We start from the raw sequence: 20413 nt of genomic DNA on the forward strand, positions 1-20413 counted from the left end.
ACCATTCAGTCATAGCAACCTGTTACATTATTAGCGATCAGGCCTCCTTCAGGGCCTGGATCTTTTGTTTATTACCCACGAGCCATATAACATCTCCCCACTCCAGCATTGTATCCGAGGAAGGATTGATAAAATGCTGATCTTCTCTTTCCACCCGTATCACCAGGCCATCTGTCTTTTCTCTGATGCCGCTATCATGAATGGTCATTCCCTTAAAACGTAAATGTTCATCCACTACAAGGCGCTGTAGCCCTACATCTTCGATTTTACTGGTGCTGGTCCGGTAGGCTTCATCCTCACTGGCCTCTAACACCGGCTGAAACTTGCTGAGCTGTTCGTCTGTCGCTATTACCCCGATCTCATCAGCGGGAAAGAGTATTTCCTCCCTTTTAGGTGGTAAAATTACGTTATCCCCTCTTTTGATAAAAGCGATATTCACGCCGTATTTTTCCCTCCATTTAAGTTCCAGCAGAGATTTTCCTAAAAAAGTGGCATTCGGACTCACGACATGCTGAGAGATATGGGTTTCCCAGTCAGAAATATCATATTTACCCAGATCCAATAGCGGGCGCTTTGCATTTGCCGCAGCTTCCCGTGCATTTAAATTCGTCAGGAACCTGGACTCCAGTTTACCGTAAAACTGTTGGATCTTTTTTCCCAACACATAATACAAAACCAATATAATCGGTAGTAAGATCAGTAGTGCCACTTCCCCCGAAAAATACCGATCCAGCAAAAGGCCAATCAGAGAGGCGCCGATCAGGTTACGCGTGATCTCGATCATTAACAGGGGGCCTCTGTTATAGATACTGTTCATCCAGAGCTCTTTGTAAGCTAAACCGGCCGGCCGTTTCATCATCAGGCCCCAGAAAAAAGGAGCGGCCAGCAACAAGGTAACAAAGACACCTACAACGCCCACATAGGTCATGTTTTTTATCTTAGAAAGCAAAAATGGCTCCAATAAATTAATCGACAGAAGTAAAATGGCAATTATAACAATGCCATTGGTAATCAATATAGTTGTATAAGATTTGATCACTTTTTTCCAGGCACTCTCTGCCTGTATCTTTTGCGTACTAGACGCATAGAGGTTCACTGAATTAACCCATTTTTCGGGAATAATCTTAAGTAGCAGCTGATAGGCACTGTCCGAGGACTTAATCATATATGGGGTCGTGAAAGTCGTAAGTGCTGACACCCCCACTGCTACAGGAAAAAGGAAATCACTGGTAACGTTGAGCGTAACGCCGAGTCCGGCAATGATAAAGGCAAATTCCCCGATTTGTGCCATACTCATACCTACTTGTACAGATTGCTTTAACGGCTGTCCGGAAAGCAATGCTCCAAAGCCGGAACTGAAAAACTTACCAAAAATGGTCAGTAAGGTCACGATCAAAATGGGCATTCTGTATTCCCACATGGCCGCCGGATCAATCATCATCCCTACCGACACAAAGAATACCGCCCCAAAAACATCTTTGACCGGTTTAAATAAATGTTCTATTTTCTCAGCTGAGGTCGTTTCCGCCAAAATGGAACCCATGATAAAGGCGCCCAACTCTGCAGAGAAACCGGCTTTGGTAGCCAGAACCACCATACCCAGACAAAGTCCGATGGACAGCATGAGCAGCATCTCCTCATCCAGCATATGGCGCATCTTTTTCAGGAAAGTCGGAATCAGAAAAATACCCAATACAAACCAAAGGATCAAAAAGAAAAGTAGCTTAACCAGTGTCATTAGCATGGCCCCTCCTTCAAACTCTCTGGAGACCGCAATCGCCGGTAACAACACCAGTAAGAGGATCACCACCAGATCTTCCACAACCAACACCCCGAAGACCACACCGGCAAATCTTTTAGACTTTACGCCCAGCTCTTCAAACGCACGGATAATAATGGTGGTCGAAGAACTGGCTAGCAATGCCCCCAGGAAAATACTGTCCATCTGCCCCCACCCCATCCACTTACCCGCCAGATATCCCGCCACCAAGATAAAAGCAATTTCCACAAACGCCGTGACAGAGGCGGAGCCACCAACCCGCATCAGCTTTTTGAAGCTAAATTCCAGCCCCAGGCTAAAGAGCAGAAAAATGACACCCAGTTCAGCCAGTATCTTGATATTGCGCTCTTCCACTACTGTTGGCACCAGGGAAATATGCGGACCTACTAATAAGCCCGCAATAATATAACCCAGCACCAACGGCTGTTTTAGTTTCCGGAACAACAATGTCACCATTGCCCCGGAAAATAAAATGAGCGCCAGATCTTCAATTAGGGTGGGTAAGTGGCCCATATGGAGGGTTCAAGATTATTTAATGAAATGAAATACCAGATACTGCCGAAAATACGAAGATTACTCAAAAAGTTTTTCTAAAACGTAAAAAACTGCAGGACAGAACTCTGCATTTTTGAGGGTGATATTCTTGCGCTTGAAAAGCACATCCTCATCCGTATAAGGAAACCGGGCGCAGTCCGAAGGCCGGACATCATATATCCCGCAGGTATTATCCTCTTGCAGAAAGGGACAGGGCGAAGATTTCACCACATAATCCCCTTCCTCGTCCATATACAGATAGGTGGTAATCAAGCTCGTTTCTTTCATACCCAGGTACTTGGCGATACGTTTGATATCTGGCATTTTGAACCGTGGGGAGTAATTTTTACAACACCTGGCACATGTAAGACAATCGACCCTTTTGAAAGCCTCCTCATGTAACGCAGGCAACCGTTTGAGTGTTGCCTTTTTGTCAATTTTGGACAGACGTTGGGCATAGATTTTTTTGCGGTCTAAAGACCGCTTTTCCCAATTATCAAAATTAAAGTCCGTCATAGTGATCATATCCGGCAAAAATACAAAAATAGGCCGTCCGGTTAAAATCGGATTCAAACAGCAGTTTTTCTGCCTAACGATCCGCCAGGCAAATGAGCATGTTACCGGCTCTTTTTTCAGGAAAAGCCAGGCGCCTCAAAAATGACAGCCCGACGTCTTCTATCATCATTCAGATAGAGGACCCCGGGCCGCAAACTAAATGGAAAAAAGTTCTGTAATATATGGCTTAGAAAAATCCGACATTGATGCCAATAGCCACTGTTCTAAAATCCTTTGGCCCCTCGCCTGGCGCAAACACATCAGAGAAATAGTATTTGGCGTAAATATTAAAGGCGTTATAACCAATGCCAAAGCGCAGTCCATAACGCACCGGGTTCAGGTTAAAAGAGCCTTTCACTTTTACCTTACCGGCATCATCGCTGATTTGTTTGGTTTTAGCACCAATTAGTAGTCCCCCCTCTACCCCAGCGTTAATCTGAAAATGACTGTCTTTTATGGGATACACGGCAATCATCAGCGGCATGGTCAGATACTTGGAACGCAACAGATTCTTGGAAAAATGCCTGTCCTCGTCAATAGTATAGGTCAAAACGTCCTGCCCCTTTTCCAGGGTGATATCCTTCTCAAAATGATATGTGTTCCATGTAATGCCTAAAGCAGTAGATACTTTTAGCGTATGCTTTTTATCGAGAAACACACCGCCGGTTATGGGAAAGAAACCAAACTCGGGTCCCTTCTCCAACCTCAGATCGCTGTTTACAGACCCAACTGTCAGGCTTCCGTTATCCATAAAACGGTTCCAGCCAAATTCCACGCTGGGATCGATACCAAAATAAGCGTTCTTGCTCTGATGAATCAAGTCCACTTTCAGTTTGGTCGTTTTTGATTTCCCATCTTTACTCTCCGAATTAATTTTGAATAAGGTAGATTTGCCTTCGTCTTCTTTCTTATTACCCGTAGAGTCCGTATCCTGTGTAAAGCCGGTATGGCATAGCATTGCCATTAAAGCGATAAATAACACTTTTTTCATATTTATTATATTTTATTTTCTAATTATTTATAAGCAGTAATTGCTAAGACACCTACATTGATAACCGTTTTGTCCTCATCTTGAGAGACGACCTCTTCTGTAATGGCCCGGGCAGTGTTCCCGATCTTTTTAAATATCCCTTTCAATAACCCTCTTCGCTCAGCGTGGTCAGTACGGCCCTGCTTACTTACACCGTCTGCACGGGCAAGCGCGTCACCTTCATTGTCACCACGGGGAGCTATATCTGCTATGACCGCTGTTTTTGCCACTTCATTTTTGTCAGCTGTACCAGCCGTCATAGCTGTATTTCTTGTATCCTCCTGCCGGTCAACGGCAGATGCCGCCGCAACCTTTCTCTGGGGTTTTATCTGAGCCGTCAACGCCTGATCCGCGGATGCCTTTTTAACGGCAATGTCCTGCGTTACCGCCAGATGTGCCTCGCTGCCCGCCGGTCTTTTATCCGCCTGAACAGGCTGAGCTTTAGCAGCAACCAATGCGGTGTTTTGATCACTGCCGGAAGGCTTGGTGATGGCTGTCGGCCGGCCGGCACTTCGCCTGCCGGAAGACTCTTTTGTGTTATGACGGGCAGTTCCCGCTGTCACCACAGGCGCTGCTGTTTTTTCCGCTTCCGGCCCAGGCGTGCCATCCATCATGCCCGTCTTTGCCGCATTTGTCTTCTTTTTTGCATCTTTTGATGGCTGAGGCTCAGGTGTTACCGGTGTTGTTAAAGGGGATTGAACCGCCGGCCGCCCTGCGGGCACCACGACCACAGAATCCTGGCGGGTCAGTTCCCTCATGCCGATCGCAAGTACCACCAGCACACCGGCAATCGCTGCTACATTAGAAAGACGCCGCCTAAAACGGCGCAGAGGTTTTACCGGGGCTGCCGGGGCGACCTGTTTTGTAGGATCTTCTTCCAAAAGACCAAATATCTTATCCATCAGATCTGCGGGCGGTGTAATTTCGGCATCTTCCAGATGGCGCCTCACCTGGCGATCAAATGGATGTGGCTCATTTTCATCTTGCCGTCCATGGTCGCGGTCGGTCTGTCCGGCGTTATTTTTCAAGTCTTGCATATACCACCTCCTCTCTTTTTTTAATTGCATTTTGTAATAGTTGCCTGGCCCTGGAGAGCTGCGACTTGCTGCCCCCTTCCGTAATACCGAGTTGTAAAGCGATCTCTTTATGGGAGTAACCCTCAATTGCATACAGATTAAAAACCATTCTGTATCCATCCGGTAATCCGGCAATCAGTGCTAACAGATCATCCATTGCTAAGCTGTCCAGTGCTGATTCATACGATCCTGCCGTATCCAGCGCTCCCGTAAGTGCTTTTGTTTCCTGAATCTTTGCCGCCTGACGGTAATGCTCAATAGCGGTATTCACCATCACTGTTCTGATCCATCCCTCAAAAGAACCTTCATTGCGAAACCTTGCAATAGACTTAAAGACCTTTACAAAACCATTCTGCATGAGTTCTTCAGCCACCATTTTCGTCTTTCCGTACCTCAGACAAATCGCAAACATCTTAGCTGCATACCTCTGATAGATAGCTTTCTGAGCCGTGTGTTCGTTTTGAACGCACCTCTCTATCAGTAATTCCAGTGTATGATTGTCAGCTATCTTCATGTGTCTCTACAAATTAAGACGAAAATCAGGCAAAAAAGGTTGCATTCACCGTAAAAGTTTTTTTAGACAGCTTCCCGGCGGAGTTTCGTATTTTTGATAGCAGATCACAAAACCCCATTTCCATGCAACTTTCCAATCAGAAGCTGGCTTATCAGGCCACCCGGCTGGCCATCGGCATCAGTATCTTTTTCCATGGCGCGGTACGGATTCCCAAATTAAACACCTTCGCACACAGCCACCTGGATATGTTCAGTCATACCTTTATTGCCGGCACACCTACACTCCTGATGTGTTATCTGATCCCTTTTCTGGAGGCTGGAACAGGGCTTTTAATTTTAATAGGCGGCAGACTGACCCGCTATGGCCTGACACTCGGTATCGCTACGATGGGCATCCTCATGTTTGGCGCGTCACTGGCGGAAAAATTTGACCTGCTGATCTCTATGCTCTTACATGTGATCGTCTTTTTCCTGTTACTTACCCATAAAGAGACCTATCAGCCTGCCATGGCTGATTCAAAATAAAGCAGATACCGGCCCCTTATGGTGTCAGTGATGGTCCAAAATTTATTTTATTCAGCCACTCCTGTCATTTTTAGTAGGCTGGGCTTTACCTTTGTAAGCAATATGGCAACAATTTATCAAGGAAAATACGAGGCTGTTATTGGCCTGGAAATTCATGTTCAGCTGGATACGGCCAGCAAATTATTTTGTGGAGACAGCACCCGTTTCGGAGCAGCGCCCAATACCCATATCAGTCCTGTTACACTGGCATTACCCGGTACGTTGCCTAAAATCAACAAAAAAGCGATTGAATACGCCGTCCGCCTGGGACTAGCCTGTCAGTGCGAGATCATGCCTTATAACTTCTTTGCCCGCAAAAATTATTTTTATCCGGACCTGCCCAAGGGCTGGCAGACCACCCAGCATACCCACCCCATTTGTATGGGCGGATCGGTGCCGATCAAAACAGAAGAAGGCGCCAGACTGGTCAAAATGCACCATATTCACCTGGAAGAAGATGCAGGCAAGAGCATACATGATATTTACGCTGACCAGAGTTGTGTAGACCTGAACCGGGCAGGAACACCCCTGGTTGAGATCGTCTCAGAACCCGATATGTTCTCGGCGGACGAGGCCTGGAATTATGTGCAGGAGCTCAGGCGGCTGGTCCGCTGGATCGGTGTTTCTGACGCAAATATGGAGGAAGGCAGCCTCAGATGTGATGCCAACGTCTCCATCCGGCCGGCCGGAGACCCGAAACTGGGCACCAGGGTAGAGGTCAAAAACTTAAATTCCACCCGCAATATAAAAAGAGCGATTGACTATGAAATCGACCGGATGATACGACTTGTGGAAAGTGGTGAAGCCGTAAAACAGCAAACCAGAAGTTTTGATGCGGCAAATGGAACCACTTTTGCTATCCGGGATAAGGAAGAGGCCAATGATTACCGTTATTTTCCGGAGCCGGACCTCCCGCCTATTCAATTATCAGAAGATTTCATTGAAAACATCAAAGCGGCCATGCCCGCATTACCGCAGGAGCTGACGGCTCTATATCAAAGCGATTACGGATTAAGTGAGTACGATGCCGAACAGTTGGTCAGCGAAAAAGAAATTTCCGTTTATTTTGAGCAGGTGATTCAGCATACCGATAATTATAAGGCGGTGGCTAACTGGATTGGGGGGCCGATCCGTTCTATTATGAACGAACAGCACATCCCGATCGACCAAACCGGGATCCCTCCCGGTAGCCTGGCTGCACTTATTTTACTGGTGACTGAGGGAAAACTTAATTTTTCTGTCGCTTCCACCAAGTTACTGGCTGCCGTCAGAGAAAACCCGGGTGCCAGCCCCCTGGATCTGGCCAGGCAGCTTAATTTGCTTCAAACCGATGATACAGACCTGCTGGAAGACTGGATCAAACAAGCCCTGGAGAGCATGCCCGATAAAGTTGAAGCTTATCGGAAAGGTAAAAAAGGACTGATCGGCCTGTTTGTAGGCGAAGTAAAGAAAAGAAGCAAAGGCAAGGCAGATCCACAGAAAGTAATGGATATGCTGAAGGAAAAACTGGATGAATCCACAAACAATTGTTAGCCTACTGTTTCTATGTAATGCAGACCGGACCTGCATTTTACATTAAAAAAAATAGTACATTTGCTGTTCAAATTATATTTAATATAAGTTATGTTTAATTTAATCTTGTTTGGCGCGCCGGGTAGCGGAAAGGGTACACAAAGTCAGAAAATTGCTGAGAAGTACAATCTAAAACACTTGAGTACAGGAGACTTACTACGTCATGAGATCTCCACCGAAACCGCGCTGGGCAAGGAAGCAAAAGAATTTATTGACAAGGGACTGTTAGTGCCGGATGCCGTCGTTATTGGCATGATCAGTAAGGCGATCGAATCTAATAAGACGGTCCGTGGCTTTCTTTTTGACGGTTTCCCGCGTACAGAGGCTCAGGCAGAAGCCTTGGACAAGCTGTTAAAACTTTACGACAGCACGATCAACCTGGTCGTCGCCTTAGAAGTAAGCGAGGATGAACTGGTACAACGTCTGTTACTCAGGGGGAAAACCAGCGGACGTTCTGACGACGCCAACGAAGAAATTATTCGGGAACGCATTAAGGAGTACCGTAAAAAGACGGCTGTCGTGGCGCAGTATTATGAAACGAACGGTATTGTTAAAAGCGTTGCCGGCGAAGGATCGGTAGACAATATTTTTGACAATATATCTCAGACCATCAACGAAGAATTGGAAGTAGCCAGCTAATGTAATGATGCATCTACATTGGCTCAGTATACCGGGGTCTGTAAAGGTTTATCGCTTTTACAGACCTTTTTTAATAAATTGATCCGGCCGTATATGTCACCGGATGGGACTTTGACCGGAATACCTGTAATAAGGTAACCGAAAAATGACCGGAAACCGAATGCACCATGACAACACGATTAAAGCAAACCGGCCTCAAATGGGCCATGATCGGACTTATCTTCACATTGCTTTGGTCTTCTGCATCCACAGCGACCAAAGTAGGCCTCAAGGTTGCACAACCACTGACCATTGCGCTGATGCGATTTGCGATGGCCTCTATCTGCATGCTGGTGTATGCCCACGGTTTTCGGCGCTACGCCTTACCCAAAGGACGGCAGTGGAAAATGATCACTATTTATGGCGTTTTTAATATCACCGTCTATTTAGGACTCTATGTGCTTGCCATGAAAGATGTTACGGCGGGTATCGGCGCACTTGCAATAGCGACCAGTCCGATCTTTATCGGCCTTCTGTCCATACTTGTACTTAAACAAATGCCGCCGGCCAAAGTGATCGTGGCGCTTTTACTGGGCCTTTTCGGGGTGATTGTGGCCGCCTACCCCCTATTACTCGGGACCGGTGTTTCTGCAAAAGGACTGATACTCATGCTCCTGGGCATGTTATCCTATTCCATTGCGTCCATTTACTTCAACAAAATGGATTGGCAGGGGCTGAAAATATTAACGATCAACGGCTGGCAGACTTTGATTGGCGGCATTTTACTGCTTCCCTTTTTAATCCTCACCTATAAATCCGAGGAAAACCACTTTACGGTTGACTTCTGGGTTTCTTCCGGGTGGCTGGCGCTGTTTGTATCCATTGCCGCGATTCAGTGTTGGCTCTGGTTACTTAGATCGGCACCGGTAAAAGCGGGCATGTGGCTCTATCTATGCCCTATTTTTGGCTTTATCATTGCAGCCATTCTCTTACATGATCCGTTATCTTTGTATACGCTTGCGGGTGTGGTAATGGTACTCACCGCGTTACTCCTGGTCCGCCGGAAAAAGTCAGAAGAGCGGCTCATTAAATCTCAGCAAGCCCTTAACGAATAAAATAAATAGGATGAAAAATACAGGCCCTACCCTTATCAGAAATGCACGGATCTTTACAGGTGATCAGGTAATTGAACAAGGCAGGATCTGGGTTGAAAACGGACGTATAAAAGAAGTCATATCAGGCAGCGAGGTCAATAATACAACAGCTGACAACATCCATGTCATCGAACTGCAGGGCAAGTCCCTGGCTCCCGGCCTGATCGATATCCAGATCAACGGCGGCTATCAGTATTATTTTTCTCAGCATCCGGACGAAAAGGGCCTTTTAGATATAACAGCTGCCTGCAGGGATTTCGGGACACTACATTTTTTACCCACGCTGATTTCGTCCCCACAGTCCGTTATCCTGTCCGCCCTGAAATCAGTTCAACAGTTTAAAGAACAATATCCTGAGACCGGTGTGTTGGGCATGCACCTGGAAGGGCCGTTTTTTAACCCTGTAAAACGGGGGGCGCATAGCCCCAACATTGTAAGAACGCCCACGGATGAAGAACTAGAAGATATCGTCAAAGCAGGCCGCGATGTGATAAAGATAATGACCATTGCGCCGGAAATGTTTACCGATGACCAGATCAGATATTTACTGGATCAGGGCATTTTGCTGTCTGCCGGTCATTCTAATATGAGCTATGAGCAGGCCCACTACTACTTTGATATGGGTATTGATTTAATAACGCATTTATATAATGCGATGTCGGGCTTTACCCACCGGGCACCGGGTTTTGCAGGTGCAGCTCTTGAAAGAGCAGCTGTCTGGGCGCCCATCGTGCTGGACGGGCATCATGTACATTTCGGGGCCGCCAGAATTGCCCGTCAGATGAAAAAGGACAGGCTACTGCTACTCTCAGACAGTAGTTTTCTCGGAAGGCGGATAGAGGATTTTGTCTGGGGAGATTTTGACGCGAAAATGATAGATGGCACCTACCGAAATAAGGAAGGTAACCTGGCGGGGGCGGCCATTTCTATGGTAGAAGCCCTGGAAAACGCGGTTACCCATCTCGGCGTTACCGAAAAGGAGGCCGTGGAAATGGCTACCAGCCGGCCGGCACTTGCCATCAGGATGCAGGATCAGATCGGTTATATTAAGGCCGGATACCCCGCCAGATTCTGCGTATTTGAAGCAGGGTTTAAGAACCTGGAATCGCTGGTACTGTAGACAGGCCAAAGGAAGATAATCAACCACCAAAAAAAGCGCAGCAAGACTATTTACTTATCCTGCTGCGCTTTCTGACCGACAAAGTTGCCACCCATCTAATTATGTGCGTAATATTCCCCTTTAGGCACTTTAAACATGGACGCTTTCTGGAATTTGCTGAACTCTTTAATCAGTCCGTCATGCATATGCCCCCAATTATTAAAGCGGTCCTGGTTATAAGAAGCAAAGAGCCATTGATTATAGGCTTCAAAGATGCCGAGTTTTAATAACTGTTGTTGCCTGTCAAACAACTTAAATGAAAAATTCTTTCCGTTGTCTCCGTTAAACCAGTTGACGATAAACTGCCCTCTTAATGCATAGAGGCTTTCAGGCGTAACGCCACCAGAGACCATATCCTGAAACTGTTGAAAGGTCATTGCTACTGCTTTTTCAAAAGGCTGTCCGTTATCTACATATTTTTGCAGCACGCCCGGCGTTGCAAAAAGCGCGGCATATTGACTCGTTACAATACCACGTATCTCGGTCGTGCGGCCGGAAAAGGATTCGAAATTGACAAACATCTCACCATAGAGAACGCTCCATAACGGATTATTGTTTTCCGCATAGAACTTTGTCAAAAAATAATAATTGCTACTGATGGAAGGCCCTACCTCAATGCCTTTCTCCCAGGCGGTTTTAGCGAGTTCCGGCTTACTGTTCTGCTTCAGTGCATCTCCCAGCTCTGCATATAACAAGCTGTTTTCGGGAAACTTTTCAACAGCGTCTTTATAGATCCGTTCGGCTTCCGCATATTTTGAATCCGCGCGGTAGGCTGAGCCCAGTATCTGATAACACTGAACATCTGCGTCCGGGCTGGCAATTAATTTTTTACCGACCTCAATGGCCTTCACATAATCTTTTTTCCATGTATTGATAAACGCCTCATCTTTTAAAAGGCTCAGATTATCCGGAAAATTGACTTCGGCTTCCTGGATAATGGACAATGCCTTATCCATATCACCGTCTTTGGCTTTGTCCATCGCCTGCTTGTGTGCATCAATGACTCCAGCCTGTCCAAAAGCGGCCATCGCCCCCAGTAACAGCATGGGTAATACCAGTAATTTCTTCATAATATACTTTTATTAATAGATATAGGTTGTTTGAATGTTTAGCGATTGTACAATCAGCTATTTTATTTGATTAGATGCGTCAACAGGCCATCTCGTAATTTGGGCTCAAACCAGGTGCTTTTAGGGGGCATGACATTCCCGCTGTCGGCAATCGCAAATAACTGCTCGATGCCTACAGGATACAAACTAAATGCCAGAACCATTTCTCCTGAATCGACTCGGGACGTCAACCCCTCCAGGCCACGAATGCCTCCTACAAAATCAATCCTTTTATCGGTTCTCTGGTCAAGAATTCCTAAAACAGGTCCTAAGATATTTTTCTGCAAAACGCTAATATCCAAAACACCTACAGGATCGGAAGCGTCAAAGCTACCTTCCTTGGCTACCAATTCATACCACTTATGCGCTATGTACAGACCAATGTGATGCAAGGCAGCCGGCTTGACGGGCTGATCGCTGGGAATTATAGTAAAGTTTTCTGCTAACTTTTCCAGAAACGCTTCCGGGGACAATCCGTTCAGATCAGTGATGACCCTGTTATAATCCAGAATCTGCAATTCACTGGCCGGAAACAAGGTCGTCAGAAAATAATCTGAAGCCGGCGTCCTATCTGCTCCCAGCGCTTTACGCACCTTAGCGGCTGAAGCTGCTCTGTGGTGTCCATCTGCAATATAGGTTTCAGGCACCTCATTTGCAAAGATATCCGTGATCCGGCTTATAGTCGGATCATCATCGACCAGCCACACAGTATGACGAATGCCGTCATCCGCCACAAAATCATAAATGGCGGTGTGGTTGTTTTTCCAGTCGCCAATGAGCTGGTTGAGCACAGGTACATCTCTATAGGCTAAAAATACATTACCCGTTTGCGCACCGGTAATGGTGATATGGTTGATTCTGTCCTGTTCTTTTTCAGGGCGGGTAAACTCGTGCTTTTTGATAATATCATTTTCATAATCATCCACTGAACTGACAGCAACAAGGCCCGTCTGGCTCTTGCCATTCATGACCAACTGATAGATATAATAAGCAGGCTTTTGTTCCTGTATCAGAATATGATTATCAATAAAAGCCTTCAGGTTCTCCCGGGCTTTCTCGTACACGGCCCGGTCATGAATGTCTACCGACTCCGGCAGGTCAATTTCACTTTTAGTGATATGCAGAAAAGACGCAGATTTCTCAGCTGCTTCCTTTCTGGCCTCTTCCCGGTTCAATACGTCATATGGTCTGCTCGCCACACCCGCCGCAAAATTTTCTGCAGGGCGAAGTGCATTAAAAGGTTGGATTCTACTCATATCTCTTTTATTACAATTGCTCTCTGGATCTGTGCCAACAGACAGCCGCAGAGGCTTAATGGTTCAAAAACGGGGCTATCCCTTTTTTATTTAGAAAATTATTTTTGTGCCTTATCAAACTGCTCCATCAGGTCTACCAGTGCCTGCACACTCTCCAGTGGCATGGCGTTATACATAGACACTCTGAGCCCGCCCACACTTCGGTGGCCTTTTACGCCAACCATTCCATTTTCATCGCAAAGCGCAAGAAAGGGTGCTTCCAGGGCTTTGTCTTTCGTCGTAAAAGTCGCATTCATCAAAGAGCGATCTTCCTTAGCCACAATAGGCGTAAACACATCCAGATTATCCAATGCCTGATAGAATAAATCAGCGCGAACTTTAGCTCTTTTCTCCATTTCTGTGAGGCCGCCCTGCTGCTTGATCCAGCGAAGCGTCAGCAGAGATACATATACCGCAAATACAGGCGGTGTATTGAACATCGAGTTCGCCTTGACATGATTTTGATAATCCAGTATGGGTGAGATATTTCTGCCGCTATGCCCTAAAATATCTTTTTTAATAACGACAATGGTCGCACCGGCAGCTCCTGCATTCTTTTGGGCACCGGCATAGATCAATGCATGTTTATCAAAAGCCACCGGCCGGGAGAAAATATCACTGCTCATATCCGCGATAAGCGCGGTCTGTCCGGCAGCAGGCAAATCATGCCACTGTGTCCCCTCAACAGTATTGTTACTGGTATAATGCAGATAACTGCTCCCTTCGGGAACGATGAAATCTTTATTAATATAACTGTGACTGCGATCAGCGGTATCTGCCACTGTAACCGCTTTTCCAAAAACAGACGCCTCTTTGATCGCTTTGCCCCCCCATATGCCGTTGTTAATATAGGCCGCGCTGCCATCTACCGGTAACAAATTAAGCGGAACCTGCATAAACTGCATAGTCGCGCCTCCCTGGAGGAACAGAACGCTATATGTTTCGTCCAATCCCATTAATTCTTTTACCAGCGAGCGTGCTTCTTCAATAACCTCTGTAAACCACGGCGTTCTATGTCCGATTTCCAAGATGGACAACCCCAGTCCGTTAAAATCAATAACGGCCTCGCTGGCCCGCCTCAATACTTCCTCCGGAAGAATAGACGGTCCTGAATTAAAATTGTGCCTTTTCATTACTGAAAATTGTTTAAATGATGATCTGATGATAGATTTTGAAGCGGAAAGTTACGAGAATTGGCTGACTGTACAATAGAAGGAGCATCGAACTTATAAAAATGACCGGAAGGCTGATGATTTATACAAAATGGAACGATCCGGTCAAGTCAACAGTTTAGGCTAAATAGTTCATTTAACGCAACTGCTGCTCAAACTGTTCATTAATTGTTTCAATGACCTCCAGTACTTCGTCACGGCCCTTCTTTTTAGTGGCGCTGGTAATGATTACCCGCGGTAAAAACTGCCAGGACTCCCTAAGTTCATCCAGAAAGAAACCGACATTTCGTTCTACCACCCCAGGCTTCTCCTTGTCCGATTTGGTAAAGACCAGCGTAAAGGGAATCTGCCACCGACCAAGTGCCATAACAAATTCCATATCAATGGCCTGAGGCTTATGCCGGCTATCAATCAACACAAATAATTGCATCAGGTTTTCCCTGCCGGCAATATAATTTTCAATCATAGCTGACCAGGATTTGCGGGCTTTCTGGGCCACTTTCGCATACCCATAGCCTGGTAAATCCACCAAGTACCAGTTATATTTAGGTCCTTTCTCCTTTTTGCTGCTTTCAATAGAAAAATGATTAATCATCTGTGTTTTGCCTGGCGTGGAAGACGTTTTGGCAAGTGACTGACGTTGACAAAGCATATTGATCAGGGATGATTTCCCCACATTACTTCGGCCAATAAAGGCATATTCCGGGCGGTCCGGCTTGGGGCACTTTTCCCAGGAAGGGCTGGAAATCAGATACGTCGCGTTTTTTATTACCATGCCGCAAAGATAACATAACTAAATCAGAAGCAGCAGTACCGGCTGGCCATAATCCCAGGCAGGCAAAAATGATTAATTTTAGCACTAAAATTGACTTATGCACAGAATTACACTATCCTGCATGTTGTTCTTGACAAGCCTGGGATATGGCCTTTCACAGACACCTGTCCTTCATATCTTGGAATCCGGCAAGGCTACCAACCTGAGAGGTGTCAGCAGTCATGATGGAAAAAGCATCTGGGTCAGTGGAAGTAGTGGCCAGACCGGCCTATCCAAAGACAGTGGCAAAACATGGGTCTGGCACATCCCGAAAGGATATGAAAAAAGGGATTTCCGGGACATAGCGGCTTTAGGAGAAGATGCCGCCGTCACGATCGCCGTAGACACGCCGGCCGTGATCCTAAAAACGACAGACGGAGGCCGCCACTGGAGACAGGTTTACAAAAATAACCGGCCGGGTATGTTTCTTGACGCCATGGATTTTGCAGACCACTACAACGGCGTAGTGGTGGGAGACCCTATAGATGGCCAGATATTTTTGGCAAAAACGACAAATGCGGGGGATAGCTGGCAGTCTTTTACACCTGACCTAAAAGACAGTATTGCCAGCGGTGAAGCTTTTTTTGCGGCCAGTGGCAGCAATATCCACCTGCAAAACGACGGCGTTTTTTTATTGTCTAGTGGCGGAGCCAGGTCCAGGCTATGGAAAAGCCATCAAAGTGCCACTTTGCTGCCGTTTCAACAAGACAATCTCACAGCCGGACCTAACGGGATGGACGTAAAAGGAAATATCATTGCTATTGCAGGGGGAAATTATACACAGCCAGGCTCAACAGACAGCAGTTATGCTATTTCTTATGACGGTGGACAGCACTGGAAACCTTATAACAAATTGCCGGGTTATGGCAGCGCTGTGGCCATTATTTCTGACAGTGTACTGGTGGCCTGTGGCCTAAAGGGAGTCTGGCTGACCAAAAATGGCGGTAAGACCTGGGCGACAATTGATGCCCGACCTTTTAACGCACTGCTATACATACCCCGCAGCAAAAAATTGTTTCTGGCCGGTCCCAACGGGACCATCGCCCTCCTGGAGGGTCTATAGCCCTATTTTAGGCGAGGCCCCTGATTTGCTTATTTTTATGTAATTTCGGAGTAGTCAAAACGAATGAATATGCAGTCCTTTATCATCAATATACCTGAAGAAAAAATAGACTTTTTTCTGGAACTGGCCGAAATGCTGGATTTTGAAGTGTTGGAAATAGAGGAAGACGAATTTGAAATTGAAGATGAGCAAGAAGAAAAATCCGGCCATTCAAAAAAGAAACCGCCGAATCCGGGGCAATCGTCTCCTGAAACAGATGACCCTTTTCTGGATTGGGAAGCAGAAAGGAAAAATGCCAAGAAAAATAAATACTAATCACCATAACTGCATAAGTATTTACCTTTGTCTGGCTAATTTAAAATTTAAACCCTTATGCACCTTCATTTAAATAGAACTATTGTTTGTTTCGCATTATTACTTATGTCATTTGCATGCGTAAGCTGTAGCAAGGATGACCCCGAAATCACCCATTATCAGCTGGAAGGCACCTGGCAACTATATCGAACCTATGTAGGGCAAACGGATTCCATATACGAGCTTAGTGCGGACAACGAGATCATTTTTACGCCCAAATTCTACTGGAGATACATGGATGCATCCCTAAGCGATTCGGGAAGCTATACCCTGACGGACATAAGTGATGAAAAAGACATCTTTAGTGCCAAAATGACCTTTAACGTCCATGAATATAAGTTCCTGTCTCTGTATGGTGATACCCTCTCCTTCACTTCCCCTGACTTCGTTGCCAGCGGGGAGATCTATATAAGGGCAGATAAGCCAGCAGAGTCTGAATAATCATAATAGCGATTGACTGAAAAAAGATTTCATAAAATAAACGGCCGGATACGAAACCGCCACCATTTAGTCATTAAGTGGTGGCGGTTTTCTATATTCTGAACATTATACTTTTGTCAGTTACCTGCTACGCTGCACAGAGCTGCGTGTCACTTTCTTTACCTTCTGACCACGGCCGTTACCAGTATTTCTGACAGCCTTATTCGTCGTCCGTTTCGTAACGGTTGTACTGTTTCTGTTCACCGTACCGTAACCTTTATAATTATTATAATTGTTATTGTGCATAGAAGTATATCTTCTGTCATCCCTTAACATGGGCTGCCCGGTGCGTCCTTTATAATGGCTGTAATGCTGGACATCATACTGATTGTTCAGATACGGATTCTGGCGGTTCACCACTACCTTATAGGAATTATAGATATTATAATTACGATAATGATTAGGTAACCTGTTCGCAAAGCGCCATTTATTGCCTCTCCAGTAGATATACTGTGCCGTAGCCACATTGTAGTAGGCATTGATATCAGGTAGATAATAATAATCGACATGATTATACCCTGTGGGTCCCCAGGCCGGCTGGCTGCCTATATTGATACTGATATTGATCTGCGCCTGTGTTTTACCCATAAATAACACACCAGCCATAACGCTCATTATAATGATAAACTTTTTCATAACTTAAAATTTAAAGGGTTCAACAATTTTAGTACCCATGTGCCTGTTTTGTGTCGCACATATATAAGATGCTGCGCTTTAAAACAAGTTACATGACAGACGCTTCTTTTAGGTAAAATCAATTAATGTTTCGGTGATCTGATGAAATAAGGATAAATTCACCCTTCATCCTGGCGCTTTTCATAAATACTTTAACTGATTTTCAATAACTTATTAACAGGCTGATATAATTATGCAAAGTTCCGCCGATGACAACCGGCCCGGGCAGCCCGTTACCTGTTATCTTATTTGAAAAGCAGCTGTGCAAAAACAGTGAGATAATCTCGCCAGTTAGACCACATATGCCAGCGGTCACTCTCATAATATGTATATTTGAAGTGGAGACTGTCTAATCTTTTTCGGAAGTCTGTCACTTCTTTATAAAGAAAGTCATCTCTGCCTATACCCATCCAATAACTTCTCACACCGGAATCTTGAAGGGCCACAAGTTTAGCATTCAGATCTCCGTAAATATCACCCCCATCTGTTGTTCTGGGCAGGATAGCCGGGGAAAACAAACCGACATAATCGAAGGTGGCAGGATTATTCGCAGAAATATACAAACTGTGAAAACCGCCCATCGAAAGGCCTGCAATCGCCCGGTGCTGTTTATCATTGATCGTCCTGTAGTGCTTTTCAATGTATGACTGGATGTCCGTAAAAGCCGCTTCAAACGTGCCGTCCATTAAGTGAGGCGATTCAAAATGAATTGCTTCCAGATTATCGGAAGAAAACCCGGGAGCCGCCTTTTTTGTCGCGTTTCCGTTAGGCATTACCACAATCATTGGTTTTACTTTCTTGTCAGCAATCAAATTGTCGATAATCTGGGCGGCTCTCCCTAATGTCAACCACGCAGTCTCGTCTCCACCCATCCCATGTAGCAAGTATAATACAGGATATGCCGCTTTACTGTCTTCGTACCCCGGTGGCGTATATACCGCCATTCGCCGCATGCTGTGTAACGTTGGGGAACTATACCATGGATAGGCAACGGTTCCGTGTGGTACGGCCTGCACCTTATAGTGCTCTGCCTTCCTCCCGTCAATATAAAATATGCTGAACTGCTGCCCCACATCTCTCAACACATATACATTGGCCGGGTCGATCATCGTAACACCGTCTACTACCAATTGATACGTATACAGATCAGACGGGATGCTGTCTGACCGGTAATGCCAGATCCCGTCAGTCCCTTTTGTCAGGGCAGCACTTTTTCCCTGTGGCAGCCAGTCGCCTTTGACAAGTACTTCCCTGGCGTAGGGTGCCTTAACATTAATACGAACGTTATGTCCTTCTATAACGGGAGATACTACCTGGTTCTGGCGGTTACCCAGATTTTGCTGCGCTGAAATACGCAAAAAGGAAATGCAGCAGATCAACAATAAATAATGGCGAATTTTCATGGAAACAGGTTTGACTTTTAGAAATAATAAGACCGGCCGCTTCTCAGCCGCATTTTAAGATCGGAAGGTGGTGTCTTTCACTTTCACCTTCATCATGGAAAACGCGCCCAGTATCATAAAGCCACCGGCCATTACTAAGGAATAGATGGCATTACTGTGATAAAAATATTTCAGGATAAGCCCTCCCAACAGGCCGTTGACAATTTGCGGAATCGTAATAAAAAAATTAAAGATTCCCATATATACACCCATCTTCTTGGGCGGAAGAGCAGAGGCCAGAATCGCATAAGGCATTGCCAGAATACTCCCCCAGGCCATACCGATGCCCACCATCGGCAACAATAGCCAGTATTTACCTTGAATAAAGAAGATTGATATCAGACTTATTCCGCCAATCAGCAAGGATAAAGCATGTGTCCTTTTCTTACCTACAACCCGGGCAATAGCAGGCAACAGTAAAGCATATACCGCTGAAACCCCGTTATAGACCCCGAATAGCACGCCCACCCAATTGCCGGCATCCGCATAAGCGGCAGAGGACGTGTCTGTTGCCGGCAGATGGTAAACATGTTCTGCAATAGCCGGTGTCGTATAGACCCACATAGAAAACAGGGCAAACCAGGAGAAGAACTGTACCCAGCCTAATTGCCGCATCGTCAGTGGCATTTTGCGGATATCTTTGATGATCGTCCTGACACTACCTTCTTTTTTGATCACTTCCTCCACGACATCCAACTCCTGAACAGCATCCTGCTCATACAATCTGGCCTGCTGCGGGCTATATTCTTTGGTCGTCACAATGGTCCATAAGATTGCCGCCACCAGTACCGCGGCGCCTATATAAAAGGTGAAGATCACGTTAGCAGGCACTTCTCCTGCGGGCGCCGTTGCCTGAACATGAAAGATCTCAGCCAGTAAAAAAGGCATTACAGAACCGAGAATAGCACCGGCACCGATCAAAAAGGTTTGAATGGAAAAACCCAGACTGGATTGGCTATCCGGCAATTTATCGGCGACGAGTGCCCTGAAAGGCTCCATAGCCACATTAATCGAGGCGTCTGTCAGCATCAGCATACTGGCACCTACAATAATGGGTGGCATGAGATAGGCCAGAAAGGAAGCATTGGGCATAACGATCAGTGCCAGTGCAGTCAGTAATGCACCCACGAGAAAATATGGCTTTCTGCGGCCAAATCTTGTCCAGGTCCTGTCACTGTAGTGACCGATAAGCGGTTGTACAATCATACCCGTCAGCGGCGCCGCCAGCCAAAAAAGTGACAGATGATCTACCTCCGCCCCAAATGTCTGCAGAATCCGGGAGGCATTGCCGTTTTGCAGCGCGAAGGCAAACTGAATCCCGAAAAAGCCAACACTCATGTTGAATATACTCTTTATAGACAGCTTGGGCTTCGTGATTCTTTTTGTCGTCATTTGATGCTGTTTTCTGGTATCCCCTTTGGGATATTTCTTTTAAAAATACATTTTTTAAAGGC

20 protein-coding genes are annotated in these 20413 nt (G+C 45.9%); 8 read left to right on the top strand and 12 right to left on the bottom strand.

Going from position 1 to position 20413, the window contains the following annotated elements:
- Window positions 1-37: 37 nt before the first annotated feature.
- The 5 genes from K9M52_RS07245 to K9M52_RS07265 form a co-directional block, all read right to left on the bottom strand.
- Window positions 38-2293: a cation:proton antiporter gene (locus tag K9M52_RS07245; protein WP_224071387.1), complete on the bottom strand. Its 2256-nt coding sequence runs from the start codon at window positions 2291-2293 to the stop codon at window positions 38-40.
- Window positions 2294-2353: 60 nt separating this feature from the next.
- Window positions 2354-2887, bottom strand: a complete 534-nt coding sequence (locus tag K9M52_RS07250) for a YkgJ family cysteine cluster protein (RefSeq protein WP_224071388.1) — start codon at window positions 2885-2887, stop codon at window positions 2354-2356.
- A gap of 169 nt (window positions 2888-3056) precedes the next feature.
- Window positions 3057-3860, bottom strand: coding sequence for an outer membrane beta-barrel protein (locus tag K9M52_RS07255; RefSeq protein ID WP_224071389.1), 804 nt, complete (start codon window positions 3858-3860; stop codon window positions 3057-3059).
- 23 nt (window positions 3861-3883) lie between these two features.
- Window positions 3884-4936 (bottom strand): hypothetical protein, encoded by a 1053-nt coding sequence (locus K9M52_RS07260; protein WP_224071390.1) that lies wholly within the window; start codon window positions 4934-4936, stop codon window positions 3884-3886.
- Window positions 4917-5489, bottom strand: coding sequence for an RNA polymerase sigma factor (locus K9M52_RS07265; protein ID WP_224071391.1), 573 nt, complete (start codon window positions 5487-5489; stop codon window positions 4917-4919). Before K9M52_RS07265 ends, K9M52_RS07260 begins: the two co-directional genes overlap by 20 nt.
- A gap of 122 nt (window positions 5490-5611) precedes the next feature.
- On the opposite strand from K9M52_RS07265, the gene K9M52_RS07270 reads away from it, so the two are divergent.
- The 5 genes from K9M52_RS07270 (at window position 5612) to nagA (ending at window position 10516) form a co-directional block, all read left to right on the top strand.
- Window positions 5612-6013 carry a hypothetical protein gene (locus K9M52_RS07270; RefSeq protein ID WP_224071392.1) on the top strand — a complete coding sequence of 134 codons (402 nt, stop codon included), beginning with the start codon at window positions 5612-5614 and terminating at the stop codon, window positions 6011-6013.
- Between the two features lie 102 nt (window positions 6014-6115).
- Window positions 6116-7585, top strand: coding sequence for an Asp-tRNA(Asn)/Glu-tRNA(Gln) amidotransferase subunit GatB (gene gatB, locus K9M52_RS07275; RefSeq protein WP_224071393.1), 1470 nt, complete (start codon window positions 6116-6118; stop codon window positions 7583-7585).
- 90 nt (window positions 7586-7675) lie between these two features.
- The gene (locus tag K9M52_RS07280; protein ID WP_224071394.1) at window positions 7676-8263 is read left to right on the top strand and encodes an adenylate kinase; all 588 of its coding nucleotides are present in this window, start codon (window positions 7676-7678) and stop codon (window positions 8261-8263) included.
- 167 nt (window positions 8264-8430) lie between these two features.
- Window positions 8431-9357, top strand: coding sequence for a DMT family transporter (locus K9M52_RS07285; protein ID WP_224071395.1), 927 nt, complete (start codon window positions 8431-8433; stop codon window positions 9355-9357).
- A 10-nt stretch (window positions 9358-9367) separates the two neighbouring features.
- Window positions 9368-10516, top strand: a complete 1149-nt coding sequence (gene nagA, locus K9M52_RS07290; protein WP_224071396.1) for an N-acetylglucosamine-6-phosphate deacetylase — start codon at window positions 9368-9370, stop codon at window positions 10514-10516.
- Window positions 10517-10611: 95 nt separating this feature from the next.
- On the opposite strand, the gene K9M52_RS07295 is transcribed toward nagA, so the two are convergent.
- The 4 genes from K9M52_RS07295 to yihA all read right to left on the bottom strand — a co-directional run bounded on the left by K9M52_RS07295 (window position 10612) and on the right by yihA (window position 14906).
- Complete coding sequence (locus K9M52_RS07295; protein ID WP_224071397.1) at window positions 10612-11625, bottom strand: tetratricopeptide repeat protein; 1014 nt, start codon at window positions 11623-11625, stop codon at window positions 10612-10614.
- Between the two features lie 62 nt (window positions 11626-11687).
- Window positions 11688-12920: a DUF1015 domain-containing protein gene (locus K9M52_RS07300; protein WP_224071398.1), complete on the bottom strand. Its 1233-nt coding sequence runs from the start codon at window positions 12918-12920 to the stop codon at window positions 11688-11690.
- Between the two features lie 98 nt (window positions 12921-13018).
- The gene (gene serC / locus K9M52_RS07305; protein ID WP_224071399.1) at window positions 13019-14092 is read right to left on the bottom strand and encodes a 3-phosphoserine/phosphohydroxythreonine transaminase; all 1074 of its coding nucleotides are present in this window, start codon (window positions 14090-14092) and stop codon (window positions 13019-13021) included.
- A 175-nt stretch (window positions 14093-14267) separates the two neighbouring features.
- Window positions 14268-14906 (bottom strand): ribosome biogenesis GTP-binding protein YihA/YsxC, encoded by a 639-nt coding sequence (gene yihA / locus K9M52_RS07310; RefSeq protein ID WP_224071400.1) that lies wholly within the window; start codon window positions 14904-14906, stop codon window positions 14268-14270.
- A 97-nt stretch (window positions 14907-15003) separates the two neighbouring features.
- Here yihA and K9M52_RS07315 point away from each other — a divergent pair, with 97 nt between their 5' ends.
- The 3 genes from K9M52_RS07315 (at window position 15004) to K9M52_RS07325 (ending at window position 16803) form a co-directional block, all read left to right on the top strand.
- Window positions 15004-16008 (top strand): WD40/YVTN/BNR-like repeat-containing protein, encoded by a 1005-nt coding sequence (locus K9M52_RS07315; protein ID WP_224071401.1) that lies wholly within the window; start codon window positions 15004-15006, stop codon window positions 16006-16008.
- A gap of 69 nt (window positions 16009-16077) precedes the next feature.
- The gene (locus tag K9M52_RS07320; protein ID WP_224071402.1) at window positions 16078-16323 is read left to right on the top strand and encodes a hypothetical protein; all 246 of its coding nucleotides are present in this window, start codon (window positions 16078-16080) and stop codon (window positions 16321-16323) included.
- A gap of 57 nt (window positions 16324-16380) precedes the next feature.
- The gene (locus K9M52_RS07325; protein ID WP_224071403.1) at window positions 16381-16803 is read left to right on the top strand and encodes an immunoglobulin domain-containing protein; all 423 of its coding nucleotides are present in this window, start codon (window positions 16381-16383) and stop codon (window positions 16801-16803) included.
- Between the two features lie 120 nt (window positions 16804-16923).
- Here the strand turns inward: K9M52_RS07325 and K9M52_RS07330 are convergent, their stop codons facing one another.
- From K9M52_RS07330 to K9M52_RS07340, 3 genes are all read right to left on the bottom strand, one after another.
- Window positions 16924-17478, bottom strand: coding sequence for a hypothetical protein (locus K9M52_RS07330; protein WP_224071404.1), 555 nt, complete (start codon window positions 17476-17478; stop codon window positions 16924-16926).
- Window positions 17479-17762: 284 nt separating this feature from the next.
- Window positions 17763-18920 carry an esterase gene (locus K9M52_RS07335; protein WP_224071405.1) on the bottom strand — a complete coding sequence of 386 codons (1158 nt, stop codon included), beginning with the start codon at window positions 18918-18920 and terminating at the stop codon, window positions 17763-17765.
- A 54-nt stretch (window positions 18921-18974) separates the two neighbouring features.
- Window positions 18975-20351: an MFS transporter gene (locus tag K9M52_RS07340; RefSeq protein WP_224071406.1), complete on the bottom strand. Its 1377-nt coding sequence runs from the start codon at window positions 20349-20351 to the stop codon at window positions 18975-18977.
- Window positions 20352-20413: the final 62 nt, after the last annotated feature.

The sequence above is a fragment of the Arachidicoccus terrestris genome (assembly GCF_020042345.1).
GTDB classification, from domain to species: domain Bacteria; phylum Bacteroidota; class Bacteroidia; order Chitinophagales; family Chitinophagaceae; genus Arachidicoccus; species Arachidicoccus terrestris.

Coding starts and splice junctions, on each gene's coding strand:
- K9M52_RS07325 (WP_224071403.1), top strand. CDS start 16,381: ATGCACCTTCATTTAAATAGAACTATTGTTTGTTTCGCATTATTACTT.
- K9M52_RS07300 (WP_224071398.1), bottom strand. CDS start 12,920: ATGAGTAGAATCCAACCTTTTAATGCACTTCGCCCTGCAGAAAATTTT.
- K9M52_RS07340 (WP_224071406.1), bottom strand. CDS start 20,351: ATGACGACAAAAAGAATCACGAAGCCCAAGCTGTCTATAAAGAGTATA.
- K9M52_RS07265 (WP_224071391.1), bottom strand. CDS start 5,489: ATGAAGATAGCTGACAATCATACACTGGAATTACTGATAGAGAGGTGC.
- gatB (WP_224071393.1), top strand. CDS start 6,116: ATGGCAACAATTTATCAAGGAAAATACGAGGCTGTTATTGGCCTGGAA.
- K9M52_RS07320 (WP_224071402.1), top strand. CDS start 16,078: ATGCAGTCCTTTATCATCAATATACCTGAAGAAAAAATAGACTTTTTT.
- K9M52_RS07295 (WP_224071397.1), bottom strand. CDS start 11,625: ATGAAGAAATTACTGGTATTACCCATGCTGTTACTGGGGGCGATGGCC.
- K9M52_RS07285 (WP_224071395.1), top strand. CDS start 8,431: ATGACAACACGATTAAAGCAAACCGGCCTCAAATGGGCCATGATCGGA.
- K9M52_RS07255 (WP_224071389.1), bottom strand. CDS start 3,860: ATGAAAAAAGTGTTATTTATCGCTTTAATGGCAATGCTATGCCATACC.
- K9M52_RS07280 (WP_224071394.1), top strand. CDS start 7,676: ATGTTTAATTTAATCTTGTTTGGCGCGCCGGGTAGCGGAAAGGGTACA.
- K9M52_RS07245 (WP_224071387.1), bottom strand. CDS start 2,293: ATGGGCCACTTACCCACCCTAATTGAAGATCTGGCGCTCATTTTATTT.
- K9M52_RS07270 (WP_224071392.1), top strand. CDS start 5,612: ATGCAACTTTCCAATCAGAAGCTGGCTTATCAGGCCACCCGGCTGGCC.
- K9M52_RS07315 (WP_224071401.1), top strand. CDS start 15,004: ATGCACAGAATTACACTATCCTGCATGTTGTTCTTGACAAGCCTGGGA.
- nagA (WP_224071396.1), top strand. CDS start 9,368: ATGAAAAATACAGGCCCTACCCTTATCAGAAATGCACGGATCTTTACA.
- yihA (WP_224071400.1), bottom strand. CDS start 14,906: ATGGTAATAAAAAACGCGACGTATCTGATTTCCAGCCCTTCCTGGGAA.
- serC (WP_224071399.1), bottom strand. CDS start 14,092: ATGAAAAGGCACAATTTTAATTCAGGACCGTCTATTCTTCCGGAGGAA.
- K9M52_RS07330 (WP_224071404.1), bottom strand. CDS start 17,478: ATGAAAAAGTTTATCATTATAATGAGCGTTATGGCTGGTGTGTTATTT.
- K9M52_RS07335 (WP_224071405.1), bottom strand. CDS start 18,920: ATGAAAATTCGCCATTATTTATTGTTGATCTGCTGCATTTCCTTTTTG.
- K9M52_RS07260 (WP_224071390.1), bottom strand. CDS start 4,936: ATGCAAGACTTGAAAAATAACGCCGGACAGACCGACCGCGACCATGGA.